This is a genomic window from Roseivirga pacifica, assembly GCF_900111145.1.
GTDB classification, from domain to species: Bacteria; Bacteroidota; Bacteroidia; order Cytophagales; family Cyclobacteriaceae; genus Roseivirga; species Roseivirga pacifica.
The window spans coordinates 913,046-938,607 of sequence record NZ_FOIR01000001.1; the positions used below are offsets into that span (position 1 = coordinate 913,046).

The following is a 25,562-nucleotide window of genomic DNA, read 5'->3' on the forward strand; positions in this document are numbered from 1 at the left end:
GATTTGCCATTGACTATATGATTTGTTAAATTTTGCAAACGATTGCGTTAATTTTAAGAATGAATCATTATGAATTACCCAACAGTCCTTGTACTTTAAGCATTCGATTGCACTTTATTGGTGTCGAAAGCCAATAGCCAAGTAATATTAAAAATGATTGTATGAAAAAGTTTTTACTAATCCTTCTTGTTTTGTCGGTGGGTTTCCAAGGGGCGCTCATGGCACAAACCAGAACCGTAACAGGAGTTGTTACGGGGGGGGATGACGGACTCGGAATCCCCAGAGTAAACATTACGGTAAAAGGTACCACGCGAGGTCAAGCAACAGACTTTGATGGAAACTATTCCATTGAGGTAAGTTCGGGCGAAACTTTAGTCTACTCTTTTGTAGGCTATGTATCGCAAGAAATCCTTGTTGGTAACCAAACTACTATTAATGTTGTATTGCAGCCAGATTACGGACAGCTTGATGAAGTTGTTGTAGTTGGTTACGGATCTCAAGAAAAGAAAGAGATCACAAGTTCAGTTGTTAGTGTAAAGCCAGAAGACTTTAACAAAGGTAACGTTTCGAACCCTACTCAGCTTTTGGCTGGTAAGGTTGCAGGTCTTTCTGTTACTCGTCCGGGTGGTGACCCTAACGGTGGTTTTAATATCCGCCTAAGAGGTGTTTCTACTTTCGGTGCTAACTCTTCTCCGCTTATCGTATTGGATGGTGTGCCTGGTGCAGACCTTTCTAACGTTGACCCGAATGACATTGCTTCTATTGATGTATTGAAGGATGGTTCGGCTGCGGCTATTTACGGTGCCAGAGGTTCTTCTGGTGTAATCCTTATAACTACCACTAAGGCCGGTTCTGAGCAGGGTGTTACCGATATTTCATTCGGTTCATTCATGTCTATTGATAACAAGGTGTTGAATAAGATGGAGGTACTAAGTGCTGACGAGTTCGTTTCACGCGGTGGTACAGACTTTGGTTCTGATACAGACTGGATGGATGTTATTACTCAAACAGGGCTTTCGTACTCTACTAATGCTTCTGTTAGTGGTTCTTTTGGTGGAACATCTTATAGAGCTTCAGTTAACTGGCGTAAGAATAACGGTATTATTAAAGGTGTGGATAACGAGCGTTTAAATACTCGTTTGAACCTTAACCATAGTGCTATAGATGATAGATTGAGACTTAATGTAAATCTTTCATTGACTAATGGAGAGTACAACAGAAAGAACAACCAGTTGTTCCGTTATGCTATGATTTACAACCCAACAGCTCCTGTTTATGCTAGCGACAGGTTAGAGCAAGTTGGTCCTTACTTCCAAAGAGACCTTTTTGACTTCTATAACCCTGAGGCAATTAGAAAGCAGCAACTGTTCGGAGGAACAAGCAAGACTTTCCTTACAACTTATAGAGCTGAGTTTGACATTCTCGAGAACCTTACGGTTTCTGCACAATACACGCAAGATAGGTTTACAGGCTTAAATGGTGAGTACTACTCTAGAAAAGACCTTCAAACGGGTTTTGGTAACAGAGGTATTGCACAGCGAACTACCGATGATCGTTTTACGCAGATCGTTACTGGTACTCTGAACTACTCAACTACATTGTCTGATGATTTAAACATGACCTTACTAGGTGGTTTAGAGCAGCAGACTAGAACTTACGAAGGTTTTGGTACTAGAGTAAGACAATTCTTGTTCGATGAGTTTACCTGGAACAACTTGGGTGCTGGTGCTATTAGATTAGGTAACCAGACTAATATTTACTCTTATAAGTCAAGAGATATTTTAAACTCTGCATTCTTTAGAGCGAACTTTAACTTCCAAGGTGCTTATTTCCTTTCTGCTAGTGTTAGATCTGAGTCTTTCTCAGGTTTTGGTGAAAATGAAAAGACAGGTTACTTCCCAGCGATTTCAGCAGGGGCGGAACTTACCGAAATTGCAGACTTAGGCCCAGTAAACTCTTTAAAGCTTAGAGCTTCTTACGGTATTACAGGTGCACTTCCTCCAGATTCTGATTTGGCACTGCCTATTTTTGAAAATGGTGGTAGAATTGATTTGGACGGTGACGTAACTACTACTGATGATACTTATGTAGCACCAAGCCAGCAGCAAAACCCTAACCCAGAATTGAAATGGGAAACTAAGAAAGAGTTTAACGTTGGTTTTGACTTTGCTTTATTCGATAGCAAAATTACTGGTACAGTAGATTACTACCAGAGAAATGTAGAAGATCTATTGTTCCCTATCACTGTTCCGGTGGGTGCTCCTAACCCATTCGATCCAGGAAACTTCAATACGGCTACAACTACATGGGTAAACCTTGCAGATCTTAAGTCTGGCGGTTTTGAGTTTGCAGCTAGCTTTAATGGTGTAAACCTTGGTCCAGTAATGTGGACACCTTCAGTGAACTTTACCATTTATGACAAAACGCAAATTGAGTCGTTGTCAGTTACTGATGGTTTAGGTTTCGAATTTATTCGTCCTGGTGGTTCTGCTCCTGGTTCTCCTGGTCAGAATGACAATGCAACAATTGAAAACAGAGTGGGTTCAACCCTTGGTAACTTCTGGGGTCCTAGACTATTAAGTATTGATGAGAACGGTGTTTGGACACTTTCAGCTGAAATTGATGAGATTGATCAATTCGAAATTATTGGTAATGGTTTACCAAAAGGTGATTTCGGTTGGAATAACTCGTTTATGTATGGTAACTGGGATTTCTCTTTCTTCTTGAGAGGTAGCTTTGGACACGACTTGTTCAACTCATTCAGAGATTTCTATGAGAACCAAGATACTGGATCGAACACTTGGAATAGTGTTGTAACTGATAAAACGGAGTATATCACTTCATCTCCGCAGTTCAACGATACCCATATTGAAGATGCAACCTTTATAAGATTAGATAACCTTCAGTTGGGTTACAATATCCCTACAAGATCAGAGTACCTATCTAACCTGAGAGTTTATGTGGCCGCACAAAATGTGTTCACCATTACAAATTACACCGGTATTGATCCTGAGGTAAGATGGGTTGACCAAGAGCAATCTGGTGATGCTATTGGTGCAGCTTTGACTCCTGGTATTGAAAGACGTGATACGTACTTGCCAACAAGGACGTTCACCATTGGTTTCAATGTTAACATCAAGTAAGAAAAAGAACAGATATGTCTAGATTTAATAAAAGCTTATGTTGGTTCGCTGCACTACTACTTGTTGTAAGTGCGTGTAAAGAACCAGAGCAAGAAATCTTTTCGGGATTAACCCCAGAAGAGGTGTCGAATAGCGATAACCCTGCTTTGATTGATGTCCTTAAAGCTTCTGCTTACCAACGTATTATTGGTAACTGGGGTGGTCATGGCTCTCTTTGGTCAATGCAAGAAATTGCTTCGGATGAAATGATCATCGCCCAAAAAGGTGGTGACTGGTTTGATGGTGGTTTGTGGCTAAGAATGCACAGACACCAGTACAATGCTCAGGATGGAGCGATTGAAAGCGGATGGAATTATTGCTATACTGCAATTGGTGACATCAACTTGCTTTTGCAGCAATACCCTGATGTAGATGCTTTGAATGCTGAGTTAAGAGTGCTTAGAGCCTTAGTTTACCTTTGGTTGATCGACTCTTACGGTAATGTGCCAATTATTTTGGAAACAGATACCGATCCAACTCCAGATACTAATTCAAGACAAGAGGTTTACGACTTCATTGAAAGTTCTGTATTGGATAACATAGCATCGCTTACTACTGATGATACTAAAACCACTTTGAACCAGTGGTCTGCAAGAATGATTTTGGCTAAACTATATTTGAATGCCGAAATTTATACAGGAACAGCGCAATGGTCAGCTGCTAAAACCCAAATTGATATGATCGTTAACAATGGTCCGTTCAGTTTGGAAAGCAACTTCTTTGCTCCATTTGCTACTAACAACAGTGGTTCTTCAGAGAACATTCTTACACTTCCTTATGATCAAAACAACGCTGGTGGTTTCAACCTAGCACAAATGACTGGTCACTACTTGACTCAGTTTACTTTTGATCTTCAGGAGCAGCCTTGGAATGGTTATGCTTCTTTGGAAGAGTTCTATAATGCTTATGAGGATGCTGATACAAGAAAAAATGGATTCTTAGAAGGTCCTCAGTATTCATCTAGCGGAGAGCGCTTGATGGACTCTAGTGCAGAGCCAGATGATCCTGATGGTCCAGCATTGACTTTCACCCCTGAAATTAACGAGTTAGAGCCTAACTCATTCCGTCAGGCGGGTGTACGTGTTGGTAAATTCGAGATTCAGTCTGGTGCTGGACAAAGCTTGAGTAACGACTGGCCACTATTCCGCTACGGAGACTTATTGCTAATGAAAGCGGAAGTTGAGTGGAAGCTTGGAAATGATGCTGCAGCTTTAGATGCCATCAACCAAGTAAGAACAAGAGCAGGTGTTGCCGCCTTAACTACAGTTGATGCTGATATTTTATTGGCAGAAAGAGGTCGCGAAATGTTTGCTGAAGGTTACAGAAGATCTGACTTGATTCGCTTTGGCAAGTACAACGAGGCTTGGTGGGAAAAAGAAGCTTCTGATGAATTCAGAAATATCTTCCCTATTCCACAAGGTCAGCTTGATGTGAACAACGGGTTGACACAAAACACTGGATACTAGTAAAAACGATTATGATAAAGCAAAAAGGGCTTGCAATCGCGAGTCCTTTTTTTTATCCTTTAGAATTCATTTTTTCAGTTATGCTAAAGAAGATCATAAGCTTTACTCTGTTGCTTTCTTTTGGCATTTGGTCTTGTTCGCCTAAAGAGAACAATCAACTTTTTGAACTTATTCCTTCCGGAGATTCGGGTATAACTTTTGAAAACAAACTCGAATACAACGAACAACTAAATGCGTATACGTACCGAAATTTTTATAACGGTGCAGGAGTGGCTATTGGGGATATTAACAACGATGGCCTAGAAGATATTTACCTAGCAGGAAATCTTGTTGACAATAAACTGTACCTGAATAAGGGCAACCTTCAATTTGAAGATATAACGGCAAAGGCTGGTGTAGCCAGTGCGGGAGTATGGTCGTCCGGTGTTAGTATGGCCGATGTAAATGGTGATGGACTAATAGATATTTACGTTTGTAAATCTGGACCTTTAGAAGGGGAGAATAGGTACAATGAGCTGTTTATAAACAATGGAGATTTAACTTTTACTGAAAGAGCCAAAGAGTTTGGAGTAGCCGATATTGGACTCTCGAACCACGCTGCATTCTTTGATTATGACAAAGATGGAGATTTGGATATGTACCTGCTCAACAACAGTACTCGCTCTGTCGGTATTTACGATTTAAGACAAGGCCAACGAGAGGTTAGAGATACCCTAGGAGGAAACAAACTATATAGAAACGACATTGGCAAATTTACAGATGTAAGTGAGCAAGCGGGAATATATGGTAGTGCCATTGGCTATGGGCTTGGCGTTACAATTGCAGATTTGAACAATGACCTTTGGCCGGACATTTTTGTTTCGAATGACTTTTTTGAGCGAGACTACTTATACATCAATAACCAAGACGGCACTTTTTCTGAGCGATTAGAAGAGCTTGTTTCGGAGACGAGCATGGGCTCAATGGGAGCCGATATTACAGACCTTAATAATGACGGTCATCCAGAAATTTATGTGACAGAAATGTTGCCGGAAGATCCTGAGAGAATTAAGACAAAAACAATTTTCGAAAACTGGGATAAATATCAGTCTAATGTCAAGAGCGGGTATCACCACCAGTTTACGCGCAATTCGTTACAATGGAACAGAGGGGGACTTGAAGGTACTGACCAGCCGATGTTCAGCGAAATATCTAGACTCAGCGGTATTGAGGCAACAGATTGGAGTTGGGGAGCTTTACTGTTCGATTACAATAATGATGGGCTCGAAGATATTTTTGTAGCAAATGGCATCTATAAAGATTTGACTGACCTCGACTACATTAACTTTTATGCCAATAATACATTGCTCTTCGATCAGTATAGAAAGGATAGTTTGGTGGTTACCAAGCTAATTGACGCCATTCCTTCCGTGCCGTTGCAAAACTACTTATATGAAAATAAGGGCAACTTCAACTTCGAAAACAAAGCAGCAGCAATTGGTTTGGATGAAGCGGTTTTTTCTAATGGTGCAGCTTATGCTGACCTAGATAACGATGGAGACTTGGAGCTGGTGGTAAATAATATTAACAGTCCATTGTTACTTTACAAGAACCTAAGCCGTGAAAAAACGGCCAATAATTTTGTAAAGGTTAAGTTTAAGGCCGAGCAGTCGCATAGGTATTTCGGAACGAAGGTTACCGTGATTGCGGATGGTAAGCGACAAACTAGAGAGTTCAGCCCAGTAAAGGGATATATGTCTTCTATGACACACGAACTGCATTTTGGTCTTGGCCAAGTGGCTACCATAGATGCGGTAGAAATTTCATGGGTGGATGGTACAGTATCCATCATTGACCAACCGCAGCTGAATGCTACTTTGGTTATCGACAAATCGGAGTTGCAAATAAAAGAGGTGCCTACTGAATCCCCTGCAAAGCCAATGTTTGCACAGGTTGAATTAAACCAAGCAATTGTGCATACCGAAAATATGTACTCTGACTTTGACAGGGATAGACTCATTTTTCAGATGAGTTCTAATGAAGGGCCTGCTGTAGCCGTAGCCGATGTAAATGGTGATGGTTTAGAAGACTTGTTTGTAGGTGGTGCCAAAGACTTTAGCGGTAAGTTGTACTTTCAGCAAAGTAATGGCGATTTGAGGAAAGCTAGCGTGGAGGCATTTGAAGAACATGAGTTGAGCGAAGATGTAGCCGCTAATTTTGCAGACTTGAATGGTGATGGAAATCAGGATTTGATTGTAGCCAGCGGAGGGTATGAATTCGCATACAATGATAGGAACCTGAGAGACAGAATCTATTGGGGCGATGGTAAGGGCGATTTCGAATTAGCTTCTTATAACGAGTTCAACCCAGCTTTTGAAAGCTCATCGTTTATACTGCCAATAGATTTTGATGGCGATGGCGACTTGGATTTGGTTTCAGGCACGAGGAGTATTCCATTTGCTTATGGTATGAAGGCGGGGCTCCATTTGTATCAAAATGAGTCAGGTGCATTTAAAAAAGTACGCGGAGATGCCGTAGCAGCCTTTCAGGAAGTGGGAATGATTACTGATGGAGTTGTTTTTGACATAGACAATGATGGTGATAGCGACCTTGTTGTAGCAGGGGAGTGGATGCCTATTACCGTGTTTGAAAATAGTGACGGCATTTTTACCAATAGAACAGAGGCTTATGGTTTGGACCAAACCAACGGCCTTTGGCACCACTTGTCTGTGGCCGATTTTAATGGTGACGGCAAACTTGATCTATTGGCTGGTAACCAAGGCTTGAATACCAGACTGAAGGCATCTGCTGATAAGCCACTAAAAATGTATGTGAATGACTACGACCAGAACCGTAGCCTTGAGCAGATAATTACCATGTACAGTGGTGAGCAGGCATACCCAATTGCCATGCTAATGGACATTACCAAGCAGTTGCCAATGCTCAGGAAGAAGTATATAAAACACGAGTTGTACAAAGATCAAACAATTGAAGATATGTTTGACCCGGCCATTCTTAGCAAGTCAGTTGTGTCTGAGGTAAAAGAGCTAGGGCATGCGGTTTTCATTAGAACAGCCGATGGTTTTGAGCAAAAGCAGTTGCCATGGGAGGCACAAATCTCGCAAGTTTTTGCAAGCCATATTGAGGATTTGGATGGAGATGGAAACCTCGATATACTGTTGGCAGGAAATCAAACCCGAATGAAGCCTGAAATGGGTATTAATAATGCCTCGTATGGCTTAACTTTAATGGGGAACGGGAGTGGAACATTTACTGCGCTAAGTTTACAGCAAGCCGGACTTTTGGTGAAGAATGATACCCGCAGTATCCAGCCTATCGAAATTGGTGGAGAGAAAATTTACCTCTTTGTAAGAAGTAATGAAGAGGCCTTGGCCTATAGGAGAAATAAGTAGCGTATGAATCGAAGAATTTTAGGAGCATTAATAATTGTTTACTCTATTGTGGCTTTCAGTTGTCAGCCAAAATCGGAATATCAAAAGCTTGTGGATAAAGAGCTGAGCAGAAATATACGACTCGATAGTCTTTTCCTAGGCATATCTTTTGACATGCCGAAAAAGGAGTTTTTTGCCCATTGCTGGGAATTAAATAACCAACGTGTGCTGGTGAATGGTGCAGGTGAGCTTTCGATTAAATACGATCCATCCGACTACTTTAAGCACCCGACCAATATGAGCTTTTACCCCAAATATGTAAATGACCGAATAGTTACTATGCCGGTGGAGTTTCAGTATAAAAACTGGGCACTTTGGAACGAAGAGGCCAGTGTTGAGGTGCTCATTGAAGATGTTCAAAAGGTATTTTTAGAATGGTATGGCGGAAACGACTTTACCGAAATAGTGAATAAAGACGAGACCTTACGTGTTTGGGTAAAGGTTGATGGAAATCGACAGATTCGACTTTACAAGAAAAACGTTTCTACGGTGCGTGTAGAAATTAGCGATTTAACAGAACTGAACAGGCTGAAAGAGCAGGCCGCTTAGACTAACTTTTTTATGGAATACAAGAAGCTTACATTTTTTGGACTAATGGCTCTTACCCTAGGATGCTCAAGCGTAAGCGAAAATGAGCAACCACCACTTTTTGAGAGTCTTCCAGCAAGTTCGTCAGGCGTTGATTTTACCAACGAACTGACTAACGAGGACAAGTTTAACATTTACACTTACCGCAACTATTACAATGGCGGAGGTGTAGGTATTGCTGATATCGACAACGATGGATTGAGTGATATCTACTTTATCGGTAACAGAGTGCCGAACAGATTGTACAAGAATCTGGGCGGAATGAAATTTCAGGACATTACTGAGTCGGCCGGTGTTGCAGGTCAGAAGGCCTGGAGTACCGGTGTGAGTATGGCCGATGTAAACGGAGATGGTTTTGTAGACATTTACGTTTGTAACTCTGGCGATATTTCTGGCGACAACAAGCAAAACGAACTCTTTATTAACAATGGAGATGGCACCTTTACCGAAGATGCCGAGAAGTATGGCTTGGCAGATCAGGGTTTTTCAACCCATGCTGCCTTCTTTGACTATGATCGTGATGGCGATTTGGATGTTTATTTACTGAACAACTCTTACAAGGCCATTGGTAGTTTCAACCTGCAGAGAAATGAGCGCCCTAAGCGCGATCCTGTGGGGGGCGATAAACTCTATCGTAATGACAATGGAAAGTTTGTAGATGTGAGTGAAGAAGCCGGAATTTACGGTAGCGTTATTGGCTTTGGGCTTGGGGTTACTGTGGGCGATGTAAATGATGATAACTGGCTGGATATCTTTATCTCGAACGACTTCTTCGAGCGTGATTATCTGTACATCAATAATCAAGATGGCACTTTTTCAGAGGTCCTCGAAAACAGCATGCAGTCAATCAGTGCGGCTTCTATGGGTGCCGATATGGCCGATATCAATAACGATAGCAAGCCTGATATTTTTGTAACGGATATGCTGCCAGAGCCTGACAAGCGATTAAAGCAGGTGACTACTTTTGAAAGCTGGGACCGACACCATTACGGTGTACAGAATGGCTATCACTATCAGTTTTCTAGAAACATGCTGCACCTAAACAATGGCGATGGCACTTACAGCGAAGTAGGTCGATTGTCTGGTGTGGAGGCTACTGATTGGAGCTGGGGCGCATTACTCTTCGATATGGACAATGATGGCTACAAAGACTTATTTGTGGCCAATGGTATTTACCAAGATATTACAGATTTAGATTACCTGAACTTTATTGACAATAGCGAAACCAAGCAGGCGATTATTAGCGGTGATGGTGTGGATTATGACGCTCTGATTGACCCAATTCCGGTAACCCCAATTCCAAACTATGCCTACAAAAACAAGGGCAACCTTAACTTTGAGAATGTAGCCGACCAATGGGGCTTGGGCAAACCAGTACACTCAAACGGTGCTGCTTATGGCGATTTGGACAATGACGGTGACCTGGACTTAGTGGTGAATAACGTGAATGTGCCTTCGAATATCTTCGAAAACAAAACAAACGAACTGCTGCCAGAAAACGGCTATTTGAAATTCGATTTGGTCGGAAAAGAGATGAATCCTTTTTCAGTGGGGGCCAAAATTACCGTTAGCGCTGGGCAAGACACTTACTACTTAGAGCAAATTCCGATCAGAGGTTTTCAGTCTACTGTAGACAGCCATCCTGTGATTGGCGTTGGTAAACATAGCCAATTGGATTTGGTGCAGGTTGTTTGGCCTGATGGTTCCGTTACTCGAAAGACAGACGTACCCGCAAACCAAACTTTGAAGCTGAGTTGGGCAGAAGCAATGCCTGCGGCACCAAAAACTTTAGAGGCTAAATTGAGCATTTTTAGCGAAGTTGATCTTAGTAAATCTATCGACTTTACGCATCAAGAAAACCAGTTTGTAGATTTCGATAGAGACAGGCTTACTTACCACATGCTTTCAACGGAAGGTCCTAAACTGGCCGAAGGAGATGTAAATGGAGATGGACTAAAAGACCTTTACATTGGTGGGGCAAAGGGTTTTTCAGGAAGCCTATTCTTGAAAAATGCCGATGGAACTTACAAGGCGAAAAACATTGCCGATTTTGAAAAGAACAAGCTTTCGGAAGATCTATCGGCTAGTTTTTTCGACATAGATAATGATGGTGACCTTGACCTATTTGTGGCCAGTGGAGGAAATGAACACGGTGTTGGTTCTGCCGACCTAGCTGACAGGCTCTACATTAACGATGGCAAAGGCAACTTGGCAAAATCGGCCAACACATTCTTGAGTAGCCAAAGATGGAGTACCGCGGTGGCTATTCCTTATGATATTAATGGCGATGGATTTTTGGATTTGTTTGTGGGGTCTCGCGTAAGGCCATTTTTGTATGGCGTGCCCGCACCTAGCTTTATTTACATGAATGATAAAAAGGGTGGGTTTACCAATGCCACTAATGAGGTTGCTCCCGAAATGGAGGAATTTGGTATGGTAACCGATGCCACCTGGGAAGACATTGATGGAGATGGTGACAAAGACTTGATTGTAGTGGGAGAATGGATGGCACCAACCGTTTTTAGAAACGACAATGGCAAACTAACCAACATTACAAATGAAGCTGGTTTAGCGCAGTACGCTGGTTGGTATAATCAGTTAAAGGCGGCAGATTTAGATGGTGATGGCGACCTGGATTTTGTGTTAGGCAACCACGGTTTGAACTCCCGCTTCAGGGCTTCGGAAGAAGAGCCTATTCGTCTTTATGTGAATGACTTTGACAAAAACGGAAGTCCAGAGCAGATTTTCACACGAGTGGTCGATGGCCAAGACTTGCCATATGTGCTCAAACACGAGCTGCAAATGCAGATTCCTATCATTAAAAAGCGCTACCTCAAATACGAGGCTTATAATGACCAAACCATAGGAGACATTTTTACAGAAGAGCAGTTGAGTCAAGCTGTAAAATCTGAGGTGAGCTTTTTGAGTTCTGCCGTAATGATGAACAATGGAGACGGAACCTTTACGGTTCAGGCGCTACCAGCAATGGCACAGTTTGCTCCGGTATATGCTATTGAGGTGCACGATTTTAACAAAGACGGAAACCTTGATGTGCTTTTGGGTGGGAACCTTTATGAGGCTAAGCCTCAGGCAGGTAAGTACGATGCCAACTATGGTGTTTTACTTTTGGGCGATGGTCAAGGCGGCTTTAAAAGCTTGGGTAAGGCAGAAACGGGATTGTCAATCGTGGGGCAGGTAAGGGACTTTACCATAACCGAAATTAATGGCAATAAGGTACTGCTTGTAGCCATGAACGATGAAGCACTTAGGGCCTTTAAATTCTAAGGCAAATGAAGAAAACAACATTGCTTTGTTTGAGCATTTTGCTCAGCGCTTTTGCCTGCCAAAAAGCACCCGAACAACCCAAAAGGTTTGCTTTGCTTTCGGCCGAACAAACGGGAATCGACTTTAAAAACAGCCTAAAACCAACCAAAGGGTTTAATATTTTGGAATACCTCTACTACTACAATGGTGGAGGGGTATCGGCTGGCGACATCAATAATGACGGCTTGGTCGACCTTTATTTCACAGCCAATCAAGGGCCAAATAAACTCTACCTCAACAAAGGCGATTTTCAGTTTGAAGACATTACCGAAAAAGCAGGTGTTGCAGGCACGGGGACTTGGTCTAGTGGTGTAACCATGGCCGATGTAAATGGCGATGGTTTTTTGGATATCTATGTGTCCAACGTAGGAAACTACAAAGAAGCCCAAGGGAAAAACGAGTTGTTCATCAATAACCAGGATGGAACGTTTACAGAGTCGGCAGCAGATTACGGCCTCGATTTCGAAGGCTTTGCTACCCAAGCAGCCTTTTTTGATTATGACAGAGATGGTGACTTGGACGTGTACTTACTGAACCATTCGGTAAAGAATCCAGAGGTTTTCTCTAAAGCGGATAGTCGTGAAAAGTCATTCGAAAGTGGCGATAAACTCATGCAAAGCCAGCTGGCCCAAGGCGAAAATACTTTTGTAGATGTAACTGAGCAGTCGGGGATTTACAGCAGCTTAATTGGCTTTGGCTTGGGGCTGGGTATTAGCGATGTAAACAATGATGGGTGGCCTGATATTTATATTTCCAATGATTTTACCGAGAACGACTACCTCTACATCAATCAGCAAGACGGCACTTTCAAAGATGATCTGCAGCATAGAATTCGACACACCAGTCGTTTTTCAATGGGCAATGAATTGGCCGATTTGAATAATGACGGAAGCCCTGAAATTGTAACTACGGACATGTTGCCTTCAGACCCTGAGATTTGGCGCAAGTCGGTGGTCGAAGACAAAAGTGAGGTTTACGATATTAAACTGGGTTTTGGTTATAATCACCAATACGTGCGGAATACTTTGCAGCGCAACTTGGGTAACGGCCAGTTTTCTGATGTCAGCTTGTATACCAATACTTATGCTTCTGACTGGAGCTGGTCGCCATTAATTTTCGACATGGATAATGACGGCTTTCAGGACTTGCACATTACCAACGGTATTTACAAGCGCCCAAACGACCTCGACTTTTTGAATTACCTCTCCAATGTTGATAAAACCTTGAGCCAAGAGGAGCGCGATGCTTTCTTAATAGAGACCTTGCCAACGGTTAAAATTGCTAATCTTACTGCTCGCAATACTGGGCGGTTCAACCTTGAGCCAATGGCTGAGGAATGGGGGCTTGATCAGCCGTCTTACTCAAATGGTTCGACCTATGCCGATTTGGATAATGATGGAGACTTAGATCTGATCATTAATAATACTGAGCAAGAAGCCTTCATTTATGAGAACAAATCTACCGATAACAACTACCTAAAAATAGCGCTAAAAGGAGATGGCTTAAATACCATGGCCTTGGGTGCCAAAGTAGTTGCAAAGAGTCAAGGCCAAACATTTATAAGAGAGAACAACCCAACGCGGGGCTTTCAATCTTCAGTAGCGCCAGTGCTGCATTTTGGTTTGGGTAGTATTCAAACCCTGAGTAGCGTAGAAGTTTATTGGCCAAATGGCACTTACCAAAAGTTGGAAAATGTAAAGGCCAACCAACTACTCGAAATAACGCAAAACACCACCGCTACAAAAGCATTTAACCTTAGCGCTTCGAATCGTGCGTTATTAACCAACACAACGTTTCCTATGGCATATTCGCATCAAGAAGATGCTTATAGTGACTTCAAACAGGAATACCTTATTCCTAGAAAATACAATACCGAAGGCCCTGCGCTAGCTGTTGCCGATATTAATGGAGATGGTTTGGATGATGCCTACTTTGGTGGTGCGAGAGGACAGGCAGGGGAGGTTTGGTTGCAGAATGCCAACGGCACTTTTTCAAAACAAAAGGTGCCAACGATGGAGCAATTAAGCATATCGGAAGATGTTGCCGCTACCTTCTTTGATGCGAATGGTGATGGTAACTTGGACTTATATGTGACTAGCGCTGGCAACGAGCATAAAGACGGGCATCTGTATAACAATGACAAACTCTTCCTCAATTTTAATGGAAAACTCACTTTCTCGCCTATGTCTTTGCCTCAGTTGGGGGCTCAGGCCAAAACGGTATCCGCTGCCGATGTGGATGGCGATGGTGATATAGACCTTTTTGTTGGAAGCAATGTGGTAAACGGAGCTTATGGCACCAACCCAAATCAGTATTTGCTGATTAACGATGGCAAAGCACGGTTTAGGGATGAGTCGGCTAATAGATTGCCGAAGGATTTGGGCATGATAAACGATTCAAAATGGTACGACTATGACAATGATGGTGACCTCGATTTATTGGTTGCCGGAGAGTGGACGTCCATTTTACTGTTGGAAAATGATGGTACCGGGAACTTCGAAAGAGTGGAAAGTGAGTCGCTAAAAGGCACTAGCGGTTGGTGGTACAGCCTACACTTAGCCGATGTGAACAATGATGGCAAAATGGACATTGTCGCTGGAAATCTCGGCTTGAATACTAAACTGAAGGCTTCTGCTGAAGCCCCGTTGAAACTCTACGTAAGCGATGTAGATAAGAATGGCCAGGTTGATCCGGTTATTTTCCACCATCAGGAAGGTGAACTAACCCCTTTTGCCACGCGAGACGATCTGATAAAACAGGTAAGTGCCTTTAAGAAAAAGCACCCTGATTATAAAACCTATTCTAAGCTAGAAGGCCCGCAGGAGCTTTTGGGCGAAAGCATGGAACGCGCAGTAGAAAAGGAGGCAGTAACGTTTGAGTCAGCCGTTTTCCTTAATAAAGGCAATGGAGAATTCGAGCAAATTGCGCTGCCACAAGAAGCGCAGTATAGTCCAGTAATGGATATAATTTCAGATGACTTTGATGGTGACGGAACGCTAGATTTGCTGCTTTTTGGCAACAACTATAGCTACCGAAACGATTATGGCCGAGCAGATGCCAAACCAATAACCCTGCTGTTGGGCAAAGGCAACGGACACTTTAGCAGTACAATTGATGCTTACCTGAACACAGCTGAAACCTGGGGTGAATATCGCCATGCCCAAAGCATAGAGGTAAACGGAGTGAAGCATGTAATTGCGGTTAGAAACAACGACAAACCTATCTTGCTAGCACCAAATAGCAATTGATAACGATTTCATGACCAACGGTTAAGCGTTTTTGGTAGAAATTGGTGAGATTAATAGGCTCATCAATTTCAACCGAATGCTTAATAGAATTACACTTTTCGCCCTAGTATCTCTCCTCATTGTTTCGTGCAAGTCTCCCGAATATGGTTTTCGCACTAAAGATATAAAGGCTGGTCAACGGCTTTATGGTCTTGACTTCCAAAAGCCAGCTATCGATACCATGTACAATTATTTGGGCAGAAATAAGCGTGGTTATGAGCAAATGCGCGAGTATGAAGTAGACAACGAGACATTTCCTGCCCTACTGTTCAACCCTCACCCAAGTGGTTTCCAAATTCCTGCTGGCGAACAAAGCATCTATCAGCCTGAAGTTGCAAATAACATTGCCCTACCCGCAACCGATGAAGAGATTGCTTTTATGAGCGTTAGCGAACTGGCATCGCTAATCAAGAATGGAAAACTCACTTCGGAAAGACTGACCAATATTTACCTAGATAGGATTGAACAGTACGATGGTCAGTTGGAAAGTGTAATAACTGTAACTAAAGCCCTGGCATTGGAGCAAGCCAAAAAGGCCGATAATGAAATTGCTGCCGGCAATTACCGAGGCGTTTTACATGGTATTCCCTATGGCGTAAAGGATTTGATGGCTGTAGAGGGCTACCCAACAACATGGGGTGCCGCACCTTATAAAGAGCAACAGATAGACCATACTGCAACAGTTGTAAAAAAGTTAGAGGAGCAGGGTGCTGTGCTAATTGCGAAACTGGTTTCGGGATCATTGGCGCGTGGAGACGTTTGGTTTGGTGGAAAGACCAAGAACCCATGGGACCTTAGCCAAGGGGCAAGCGGATCTTCTGCTGGCTCTGGTTCAGCAACTTCTGCTGGTTTGGTTGCCTTCTCCCTAGGTACCGAAACGCTGGGTTCCATTACTTCCCCTTCTACCAGAAATGGCGTTACCGGGCTAAGACCAACTTACGGCAGAGTAAGCCGCCATGGCGTAATGAGTTTGAGTTGGTCCATGGACAAAGTTGGTCCAATTTGCCGCTCTGCTGAAGATTGTGAATTAGTTTTTGCAGCCATTTATGGTTACGATCCGCTAGACCCTACTACCAATCGAGTACCGTTTGAACCTGATTTTACAGCAACTTCTACCTTGAAAGTAGCCTATTTGAAGGAAGACATTGATGGTGATTCTTCGGCTATGGGCAACAACCTGCGCGAAGCACTAAAATTGATGAAAGAAAAGATGGGCGTGGAGCCAGAAGCGATAAGCTTGCCGCAAGATTTTCCGTATAGCGTTTTCGACATAATTTTAAGGGCTGAAGCAGGAGCCTTTTTTGACGATTTGGTGAGAAGCGGTGAGGTAGATGTAATGGTAGAGCAGCACGCGGGTTCTCGGGCGAACTCTCTTCGTCAGGCCCGTTTTATTCCTGCCGTAGAATACCTGCAAGCTAACCGACAACGAAGAAGGTTGATTGAAGATATTCACCAGAGATTTAAGGACTATGATGTCATTATTGCACCTTCTTTCAGAGGGCGCCAATTGTATATTACCAATCTTACGGGGCATCCCGTGGTGAGTGTACCTACCGGATTCGATGAAAAGGGAAGGCCAACCAGCTTAACTTTAATCGGCAATTTGTATGAAGAGGGCAAGATTTTAAACCTGGCCAAAACCTATCAACTATTCACTGATTTTGATGAAAAGCACCCGCCATTGTTTTACAAAGTGGGGCAATAAACGAGGGAGCTTTTAGACCATATTTTGGCTAGGCTTACTGATTAATTATTGAGTCAATTTTTGAGAAGAAAAATCTCACGATTTCATCGAATTTTTCTCGATTTAATTTGTGGCTTTCAAAGCTTTAGCCAAAATTGGAGGTTATAATCGATGACGGAAAAGATGAAGAAGTTTAATTTTTTAATGTTAGTGGTGGCAGCATTTTGTTTTGTAGGCTGCGACACCGGAAAGAAAGAGGTTTCCATCGATGCGGATGTTTATCACCAGTCGATGGATCAGCTAAGCGAGGTAATCGTGCACGATATTTTTTCGCCTCCAATAGCTAGTCGAATTTATGCGTACCCCAGTGTAGCCATGTATGAGATTTTGGCCTTGGACAACCCGCAGTACAAATCCTTGGCAGGGCAGCTTAATGAGCTGGAGCCAATTCCTAAACCAACAGAAGAAGTAAGCTACGAGCTAGCGGCTCTGGAAGCATTTTTGAAACTGGGTACCACCTTGATTTTCTCTGAAGACAAGATGGATACTTACAAAGAGGAGCTTTATGCCAAGCTGGGTGAAGGCGTAAATAGCAAGTATTTTGAGGCTTCGGTTGCTTATGGTGACGAGGTGGCGCAGCACATTTTAAAATGGGCCGATGGCGACATGTATAAGCAAACACGCACCTTTCCTAAGTTTACCGTAATTGACGACCCTGCCCGTTGGCAGCCAACACCTCCGGGTTACTTTGAGGCGATTGAACCACACTGGAATCAGATTAGACCATTTGTGTTGGATTCGGCCAATCAGTTTACACCAGAAAGACCTACGCAGTTCGATATGGATAAGAACAGCCAGTTTTATAAAGAAACAATGGAGGTGTACAACACGGGAGTTAACCTAACCGAAGAGCAAAAGGAAATAGCATCGTTTTGGGATTGCAACCCATATGTAATGAATGTAACCGGCCACGTAATGGCGGCTACCAAAAAGATTACACCGGGTGGCCACTGGATTGGCATTGTGAAAATTGCTTGTAAAAAGGCTGATGCTGACCCTATGAAAACAGCACAAACTTATGCGCTCACTTCGGTTGCCTTGGCAGACGGATTTATCAGCTGCTGGGACGAGAAGTTTAGAAGTAATTTGATTCGCCCTGAAACGGTAATTAACAGATACATTGATGAGGAATGGCTGCCGTTGCTACAAACGCCCCCGTTCCCTGAGTACACTAGTGGTCACTCGGTAATTTCAAATGCAGCAGCAACAGTGCTTACCTCAATTTATGGCGATAATTTCTCGTTTAGAGATGATACTGAAGAGAAATATGGACTAAGCGTTCGCTCTTTCGATTCGTTTACGCAAGCATCGGAGGAAGCCGCCATTAGTCGTTTGTATGGAGGTATTCACTATATGCCTGCCATTGCCAATGGTGTTACCCAAGGTAGAAAACTAGGTGAGTTTGTGGTGAACAAATTAGAGTTTACCAATGAGAGCCTAAGCAAAAAATAGAGACTTATTTAATACGAAAGCCGACAATTAGTGTCGGCTTTTTTCAAATATCGAGCAAATGAAAAGACTCCTTTTAGCACTAGTACTTATGGTTGTGTACACCCAAGTACAAGCTCAGGACTGGGGAAACTTAAATAGATATAGGGAGGCAAACGACTCTTTAATGAAGCACAATAAAACCAAAGACAAGGTTGTGTTTATGGGTAACTCCATTACCCAAGGGTGGTACGATATGATGCCAGAGTTTTTTCATGAAAATAACTTTGTAGGCAGGGGAATTGGTGGCCAAACCACACCTCAAATGTTGGTAAGGTTTAGGCCAGATGTGATTGACCTTAAACCAAAGGCTGTGGTGATTTTGGCTGGCACAAACGATATTGCTGGTAACACCGGGCCAATGACCTTGGAAGAAACCTTCGGTTACATTGTTTCAATGGCAGAGTTAGCCGATCAGAATAACATTAAAGTGGTTATCTCATCTGTTTTACCAGCCTACGACTATCCTTGGAAGCCCGGCCTGACCCCAGCACCCAAAATTGTAAAGCTCAACAATATGCTAAAGGACTACTGCAAAAAGAAGGGCTTTGTTTACCTAGATTACTTCTCCGCGATGGTGGACGATAGAGATGGCCTAAAAGATGAATTGACCTATGACGGTGTTCACCCAAACAAGGCTGGCTACGAAGTAATGGCGCCTTTGGCCTTGGCAACAATTAAAAAGCTTTAGTCTTCAACAATCTTCACTTTTAAGAATGTGCGATAGTCGCGTTCATCGTTATACGTGCGTTGCACCCAGAAGAAGTCTTCCTTAGTATCTAGCTTAAGCCAACTTATAGGAGTAATCTCAGTTATATCGAGTTCTCCTAAATATTGATTTTCATCAAAGAGTAAATAGACGGACTTTAGATATTTTCTGATGGCAGATTTGTATTCTTCACTTTCTTGCCAATTATCGAGTTGTTTAATTTGTTTGTCGAGTTCATCAGGAATTCTGCCAAGGTTCTGTACTATAATGAATTTTCCGGCTGAAAATATATTGACATTATGCCTCAGTATTTCTGGTTTCCCTTTTTCTTCAAATGCCACTCCTTTATACTCTGGCCAATATGTTTCAGGGATTTTAATGCTGTTGATTAGCTCATTTTTATCGGCATTCCAAAAGTAAACGCTGGGGTCCAGTTCGTACATTTGAGCGAACTTACTGCCAGAATAGTTTACCATATAAGGCCAGCCTCGGCCTAAGTATTCACCTGCGCTTCTGTATGTAGATTCGGGCAGTTTCGGCATAATGGCATTGCCTTGTCCAGTATTTAGGTCTATGGAATAAACCATATTGACAGAGTCTTGAAAGGCTTGAGTTCTTGGCTTAGGACCTAGTGGTCCGCTAATCATTGCCACAAACTTCTCTTTTTCTTTATCAGTATAATTGAACAAAGTTCTAGGGTCGAAATCAAGCAGCCATTGTGACTCAATTTCTACAGGAAAGGGCATCTTATTAATTATCTCACCTTCTCTTGTAAGCAAATATATATGGGTTTGACCATAACAGATCAAGCTGTCTTCCCCAAAGAATATCCAACCAAAATCCCATGGACCTACATAGTTTGGACCTTCCACAAAAGGGTTAAACTCCGCTTCAATTCGCCCCGATTTATTGAGGATGATTATTTTTTGTGAGCTCCTGTCTTTTAAAAGTAGTTGTTCACTTTCTTCATCATAATCTTTTAGTTGTACCTCAGGTAGATAATTAAAGACTACCGAATCCGCAACTACGGCTTTATAACTTTTGGTGGTGGTTTCGGTGTTTTGGTTCTCGCTGCAGCTTACAAGACAGGCAATAGCCAAAATGGCCATTGTATTAATTAGTGTGTGTTTCATGAAAAGTTCTTTCTACTAATGAAACCAAATTAATAAAGCTTTACAGAACATTGTGATGAAAAGCCTATTTTAAGGGGTGAAAATTGACTGTTATGGCAAATAAACTGTGGGGAATAGATCTTGGGGGGACTAAAATTGAAGGAATTGTGCTGGAGTCGCGCGATAATCCCAAAACACTGGTTCGGACACGGATTGATACCGAGTCTGACAAAGGCTATGAGCATGTGCTGAACAACATAAAACGTTTAATTGATATGTTGGCCGATGAAGTTGGCGAGCAGCCAGAAATTATTGGTATGGGCACCCCCGGAACCATAGACCCGCCAACAGGATTGCTGAAAAACAGTAATTCGCAGGCCATTAACAAAAAGCCGTTTAAGGCCGATCTAGAGACACTTTTGGGAATCCCTGTATTAATGGCTAATGATGCCAATTGCTTTGCCTTGGCCGAAACGCGTATGGGAATTGTACCGGAGGTTGACCCCAACGCCAAGGTGGTTTTCGGGGTGATAATGGGGACCGGCTGTGGTGGCGGTGTGGTAGTGAATAACCAAATTATTGGTGGAAAGCATGGTATTGGCGGAGAATGGGGGCATAACTTTCTGGATGAATCAGGAGGCAAATGCTACTGCGGAAAGTCTGGTTGTACGGAAAAGATAATTTCGGGCACTGGCCTGGAAGATTACTACGAACAATTGACAGGTACTAGAAAAAAGCTCAAAGAGATTATTCCTGACGCCCGTTCGGGAACAGACGAAAACGCGGTTAAAACACTTGATCGTTTGGTGCACTTTTTTGGTTTGGCTATCTCAACCATCATCAATGTACTGGACCCCGATGTGATTGTACTAGGTGGAGGGGTTGGCAATATTCCCGAGCTGTACGATAGGGGCGTGGCCGAAGCTACCAAATACATTTTTAACCCACGCCTAGAAACCAAGATTGTAAAACCCAAACTAGGCGATAGTGCCGGAGTATTTGGTGCCGCATATTTATGTGAGTAGGATAGAGCGTTTTTAGAGAGGTCTGAAATGAATACTTCAACACTTATAAAACTCTTCCACACACTCAATCACATACGCCTGCTGCTCTTGAGTCATTCCGGGGAATAACGGGAGCGAAAGCCCTTGTTGTTGCAACTTGTATGCCCTTGGGAAATCTGCTGGCGTTGCGTTTTGATAGGCATACGCTTTAGTAAATGGCAGAGCTTGTGGATAATGAATTTGCGTTTGAACTCCTTTCGACTTTAGGTGGCTTTTCAGTTCGTTTCGCTTTTTGGTTTGAATAGCATACACATGGAAAACATGTCCGTCAGTACATTCTGGAATGCCGATTTCTTTTATGCTGGCAAACGCTTTATCGTAATTTTTGGCCAGCGCAAGTCGCTCTTCATTCCACTGCTGAACATAAGGCAGCTTTAGTAAAAGTACAGCAGCCTGAAGCGTGTCCATTCGGCTGTTCGTTCCCGGAAATTCGTGGTTATGTTTATCTAAAGCACCGTGGTTCGCCAGTTTTCTACAAGCTTCAAAAAGGACTTTGTCATTGGTAAGTATCGCTCCAGCATCGCCTAAGGCGCCTAAGTTTTTTGTGGGGTAAAAACTATAAACGGCTGCATGGCCAAAAGTGCCTGCCAGTTTTCCGTTGTGCGATGCAAAAACCGACTGGGCACAATCTTCTATTACCTTCAGATCATGCCTTTGGGCGATTTGCATAACCGTTTCCATATTTGCCATGCGCCCATAAAGATGCACGGGAATTATAGCCTTGGTTTTAGGGCTGATTTTCTCCTCAAGCAAATTTGCATTCAACAGCCCAAATTCATCTACATCCACAAAAATCGGTTCCGCACCAAGCAGGCTCACGGTTTCAGCATCCGTTATCCAGGTCATTGCCGGCACCAGTATTTCATCTCCGGGGCCAATACCCAAGGCTTTTAGTACAATGTAAAGGGCATCTGTGCAGTTGCCCGTGCTTTGGCAGTGTGTTATGTGGTGGGCTTTGGCAAATGCATTTTCAAATGTGCTTACCTGCTTGCCATGTACAAAGTAAGACTCTTCCAAAACAGTGGAGAATAGGTCTTTCAACGCCTTTTCCAGCGGTTTGTGTATGGCCGAAAGATCAACAAAGGGCACTTGCATGGTGGAAAGTTACCCGATTTTTCAATGCTTTCAAGCAAGATTAATTTGCTTTGGCTATTTTGTCTATCCACTAAAACTCAAAAACTATGGCGACTCCAGAAGAAATGGTGCAGACTATGATTGCTAACCTTCCTGAAAAAACAGGCAAACCACTAGATGAATGGTTAGCTGTGGCCAAAGCTTCGGGGCTAGAAAAGCATGGGCAAATTGTAAAAATGCTAAAGGAAGACCATGGCATGACGCATGGATATGCCAACTTGGTATCGCAGGTTTACCTTAAGCCAGAACTACTAGGTGGTGGACCAAAAGTTGATAATCCTGATGAAGCACTTTTGGCAGGAAAGGAAGGGTTGACAGAGATTTTCGGCAAGGCAAAATCGATGTTCGAAGCGATTAAAGGAGAAGTAGAGTTTGCTTATAAGAAAACTTACATAAGCCTAAGAACACCCAAAAAGCAATTCGCGCTGTTGCAACCAAGCACCAAAACCAGGGTTGATATTGGTTTGAATTTAAAGGGCATTGAACCGGAAGGTGCGGTGGAGGCAGCCGGTAGTTGGAATAGTATGGTTACACACAGAATTAAAGTAACCAGCACGGCAGATTTATCGAGCGATATTCAGGCTTGGCTGCAAAGGGCGTATGATGAAAATGCTTAGTTCCGTTAAGGTAGTTTTGTACAGTACCTAGCGGCACTGTGAAGCTTTATTTATCCCAAACTCATTTAATAATCACCTCATTTACAATTGGCTGGCCAAATTCTTTGGTAAGCATTACCAGAATTTTGTCGCGCTGCATGTTCAGCTCGTGGCGAAGCGGGGCAGAGGTAAGGTAAACGAAGAGCTTTTTATCCCTGATGTAGATTTTTTCGGTTCGCTTGGCAATTGGTGCGCCCATTACACGCTCCCACGAATTGACCAAATTGGTTTCGGCAAAGCGGTCTTCAATCTTAAACGCTTTAAGAAAATCTTGAATTGCTGAGCCAATTGTTTCGGGCTCGCTTTTTCTACCAAATGGAGTTTTTCTCTGTGCCAATTTCTTTTGTTGTAGATAGCAAAGGTGAGAATAATTAGGCGAAAGTTTTAATCCTTCTTTTTAACCAAGAACATATTTCTTAATAATCAATAAATTGTGATAAGGTTAAAAGGTATGTTCATTAGAAAACTCTTTAAAGTAGGCGATAAAGCCAAGTGGTTGGCGCTGGAACTACTCATTGTTTTTATAGGCGTTTACATGGCTTTTCTTTTTCAACAATATGGCGAAAACAAAAAGCTGCAAAAGGAAAAAGACAAGGTACTTACCAGTTTAAAGCTAGAGCTCGAAGAGTTTAGAACGGGCTTTCCGAGGTTCTCTGTTTTTCAAAAAGAAAAAACCGATGAATGGGACAGTCTTTTTGCGATTGAAGAAGTGGGTGACTACTACAATTGGCGCTATTACGAGCCTCAGTATAACATTCGAATTATAGAATATGCCTTGAATCAAGAAGGTACGGATGTCATCAATTTTGAGATTTACGATGAGCTGTCTAAGCTGCACGCCAGAATTAAGCAGCTTGAATTTGCCGAGCGAAAGATGACTGCTTTTGGAGAAAACTATCGACTCATTCCTGCCTCGTTGCCAAAAAACTCAACCGAACGAACCACAATGAATGCCGAAAATCGGTTTACGTTTTACAAGTTTATTGAAGCTGCCAAAAGCCGGACAAGAAGCTTACGTGATGTAGCCCGCGAATCGGCCGAATTACTAATAATGGTGAATCGAGAACTCGGGACTGAGAAGACACGACAAGCCGATATGCTATTGCTTAGAAAGTACGTGGAGGCCGATGTTGAAATTGACTTTGTGAAAGAAGTCTTCTTGGAATTCTTTCCTCAGTATACCACTGAAGAGTTTGATGAAGAGGTTCGCAAAATTCAGCAAGCGCTCTAATTAATCCTCAGCATCAATAAATAAATCAGCCGCAATTTTATCAGCGAGCAGCTTCCCTTTATCGGTAAGAATCAAAAAGCCTTCGTCTTCAAAAAGCAGGTCTTTATAGGCGAGTTTTTCAAGGTAAAAACCGTGAACCTGCTTTAAATCTACCCCGTATTTCGACTGAAGCAAATCCATATCGCAGCCCCATTTTGTGCGTAGCGAAGTCAATATGTATTCGTTCACCTGATCTTCGGGGCTAAGGGTCATCACATCAAAGAGTATTTTTCGTTCATCGTGAATACTCTTCATGTACTTGGCGTTGTTGGCAATGTTGGCCTTACGGAATTTGCCATTGTATGAGTGTGCAGAAGGGCCAATGCCCAAATACTTTTCGTCTTTCCAATAACCAGAGTTATGCTGCGACTCATAACCAGGCTGTGCAAAATTGGAAATCTCGTACTGCTCGTACCCGTACTTGTTCAGTACTTCTGTCAATATTTCAAACTGACTGGCAGCATGTTCTTCGTCAATGTCAGAAATCTTTCCCTTGTTTAGCCAGTTGCCAAAAGCCGTTCTGGGTTCAATAGTAAGGCAGTATGCTGAAATATGTTCTGGCCTCAGCTGGGTCATTTGCTTCAAGTCCTTCAACCAAATGTCATGGTTTTCTGCTGGCAAGGCATAGATTAAATCCATGCTTATGTTTTCGAAGCCCGCCTGCCTGGCTTGGTAGAAGCAGTTCAGTGCCTCATCTGCATTGTGCTGGCGGTTCATCCACGTTAGCAGTTCGTTGTTAAAGGTTTGCACGCCAATGCTAAGCCTATTCACACCATGGGCATAAAACATGTCTAATTTTTCTCTACTTAGGTCATCCGGGTTGGCTTCAAGCGTAATTTCGGGGTTGCTGCTTAGGTCGTATTCAAACCGAATAGTGCGCATAAGCTGCTTCATGTGGTGGTCTTCTAACAAAGAGGGGGTGCCGCCACCAAAGTAGATGGTCCTTACCGGGTCGTGACCCAAAAACTCGTTTTGCATCTTTAGCTCGGTGTCAATGGCATTCACCATATCGTCCATTTGCTTTACCGATTGGGTAAAGTGGAAGTCGCAATAGTGACAAGCTTTTTTGCAGAATGGAATATGGATATATAAACCGGCCAAAGAATC

General features: G+C 42.7%; 16 protein-coding genes. 12 read left to right on the plus strand and 4 right to left on the minus strand.

The genetic code is table 11. The features are described from left to right. Positions 1–161 precede the first annotated feature (161 nt). The 9 genes from BMW98_RS04115 (at position 162) to BMW98_RS04155 (ending at position 19,201) form a co-directional block, all read left to right on the plus strand. The gene (locus tag BMW98_RS04115; RefSeq protein ID WP_090257151.1) at positions 162–3,143 is read left to right on the plus strand and encodes a SusC/RagA family TonB-linked outer membrane protein; all 2,982 of its coding nucleotides are present in this window, start codon (positions 162–164) and stop codon (positions 3,141–3,143) included. A gap of 14 nt (positions 3,144–3,157) precedes the next feature. Then, positions 3,158–4,648, plus strand: coding sequence for a RagB/SusD family nutrient uptake outer membrane protein (locus tag BMW98_RS04120; protein WP_090257152.1), 1,491 nt, complete (start codon positions 3,158–3,160; stop codon positions 4,646–4,648). 80 nt (positions 4,649–4,728) lie between these two features. Then, positions 4,729–8,040, plus strand: a complete 3,312-nt coding sequence (locus BMW98_RS04125; RefSeq protein ID WP_245733474.1) for a VCBS repeat-containing protein — start codon at positions 4,729–4,731, stop codon at positions 8,038–8,040. 3 nt (positions 8,041–8,043) lie between these two features. Further along, complete coding sequence (locus BMW98_RS04130) at positions 8,044–8,628, plus strand: hypothetical protein (RefSeq protein WP_090257156.1); 585 nt, start codon at positions 8,044–8,046, stop codon at positions 8,626–8,628. A gap of 12 nt (positions 8,629–8,640) precedes the next feature. Next, positions 8,641–11,952 (plus strand): VCBS repeat-containing protein, encoded by a 3,312-nt coding sequence (locus BMW98_RS04135; RefSeq protein ID WP_090257158.1) that lies wholly within the window; start codon positions 8,641–8,643, stop codon positions 11,950–11,952. A 5-nt stretch (positions 11,953–11,957) separates the two neighbouring features. Beyond that, positions 11,958–15,239, plus strand: coding sequence for a VCBS repeat-containing protein (locus BMW98_RS04140; protein ID WP_090257159.1), 3,282 nt, complete (start codon positions 11,958–11,960; stop codon positions 15,237–15,239). 76 nt (positions 15,240–15,315) lie between these two features. Continuing rightward, positions 15,316–16,983, plus strand: a complete 1,668-nt coding sequence (locus tag BMW98_RS04145; RefSeq protein ID WP_090258204.1) for an amidase — start codon at positions 15,316–15,318, stop codon at positions 16,981–16,983. Positions 16,984–17,145: 162 nt separating this feature from the next. Then, positions 17,146–18,474, plus strand: a complete 1,329-nt coding sequence (locus BMW98_RS04150) for a vanadium-dependent haloperoxidase (protein ID WP_090258205.1) — start codon at positions 17,146–17,148, stop codon at positions 18,472–18,474. A gap of 58 nt (positions 18,475–18,532) precedes the next feature. Then, positions 18,533–19,201 carry an SGNH/GDSL hydrolase family protein gene (locus tag BMW98_RS04155; RefSeq protein WP_090257160.1) on the plus strand — a complete coding sequence of 223 codons (669 nt, stop codon included), beginning with the start codon at positions 18,533–18,535 and terminating at the stop codon, positions 19,199–19,201. Here BMW98_RS04155 and BMW98_RS04160 read toward each other — a convergent pair. Further along, positions 19,198–20,352: a DUF4221 family protein gene (locus BMW98_RS04160; protein ID WP_090257161.1), complete on the minus strand. Its 1,155-nt coding sequence runs from the start codon at positions 20,350–20,352 to the stop codon at positions 19,198–19,200. The genes BMW98_RS04155 and BMW98_RS04160 overlap by 4 nt on opposite strands. Before the next feature lie 92 nt (positions 20,353–20,444). Here BMW98_RS04160 and BMW98_RS04165 point away from each other — a divergent pair, with 92 nt between their 5' ends. After that, on the plus strand, positions 20,445–21,356 hold the full coding sequence (locus BMW98_RS04165; protein WP_090257162.1) for an ROK family protein: 912 nt from the start codon (positions 20,445–20,447) through the stop codon (positions 21,354–21,356). A 36-nt stretch (positions 21,357–21,392) separates the two neighbouring features. Here BMW98_RS04165 and BMW98_RS04170 read toward each other — a convergent pair whose 3' ends face one another. Continuing rightward, positions 21,393–22,490: a DegT/DnrJ/EryC1/StrS family aminotransferase gene (locus BMW98_RS04170; RefSeq protein ID WP_090257163.1), complete on the minus strand. Its 1,098-nt coding sequence runs from the start codon at positions 22,488–22,490 to the stop codon at positions 21,393–21,395. 86 nt (positions 22,491–22,576) lie between these two features. Here BMW98_RS04170 and BMW98_RS04175 point away from each other — a divergent pair, with 86 nt between their 5' ends. After that, positions 22,577–23,146, plus strand: coding sequence for a DUF4287 domain-containing protein (locus tag BMW98_RS04175; protein ID WP_090257165.1), 570 nt, complete (start codon positions 22,577–22,579; stop codon positions 23,144–23,146). A 61-nt stretch (positions 23,147–23,207) separates the two neighbouring features. Here BMW98_RS04175 and BMW98_RS04180 read toward each other — a convergent pair whose 3' ends face one another. Next, positions 23,208–23,522 carry a DciA family protein gene (locus tag BMW98_RS04180; RefSeq protein ID WP_090257167.1) on the minus strand — a complete coding sequence of 105 codons (315 nt, stop codon included), beginning with the start codon at positions 23,520–23,522 and terminating at the stop codon, positions 23,208–23,210. A 114-nt stretch (positions 23,523–23,636) separates the two neighbouring features. Here BMW98_RS04180 and BMW98_RS04185 point away from each other — a divergent pair, with 114 nt between their 5' ends. After that, the gene (locus BMW98_RS04185; protein ID WP_090257169.1) at positions 23,637–24,416 is read left to right on the plus strand and encodes a hypothetical protein; all 780 of its coding nucleotides are present in this window, start codon (positions 23,637–23,639) and stop codon (positions 24,414–24,416) included. On the opposite strand, the gene hemW is transcribed toward BMW98_RS04185, so the two are convergent. Next, entirely contained in the window at positions 24,417–25,556 is a 1,140-nt protein-coding gene (hemW, locus tag BMW98_RS04190; protein ID WP_090257171.1) for a radical SAM family heme chaperone HemW, read from the minus strand. Positions 25,557–25,562 lie beyond the last annotated feature (6 nt).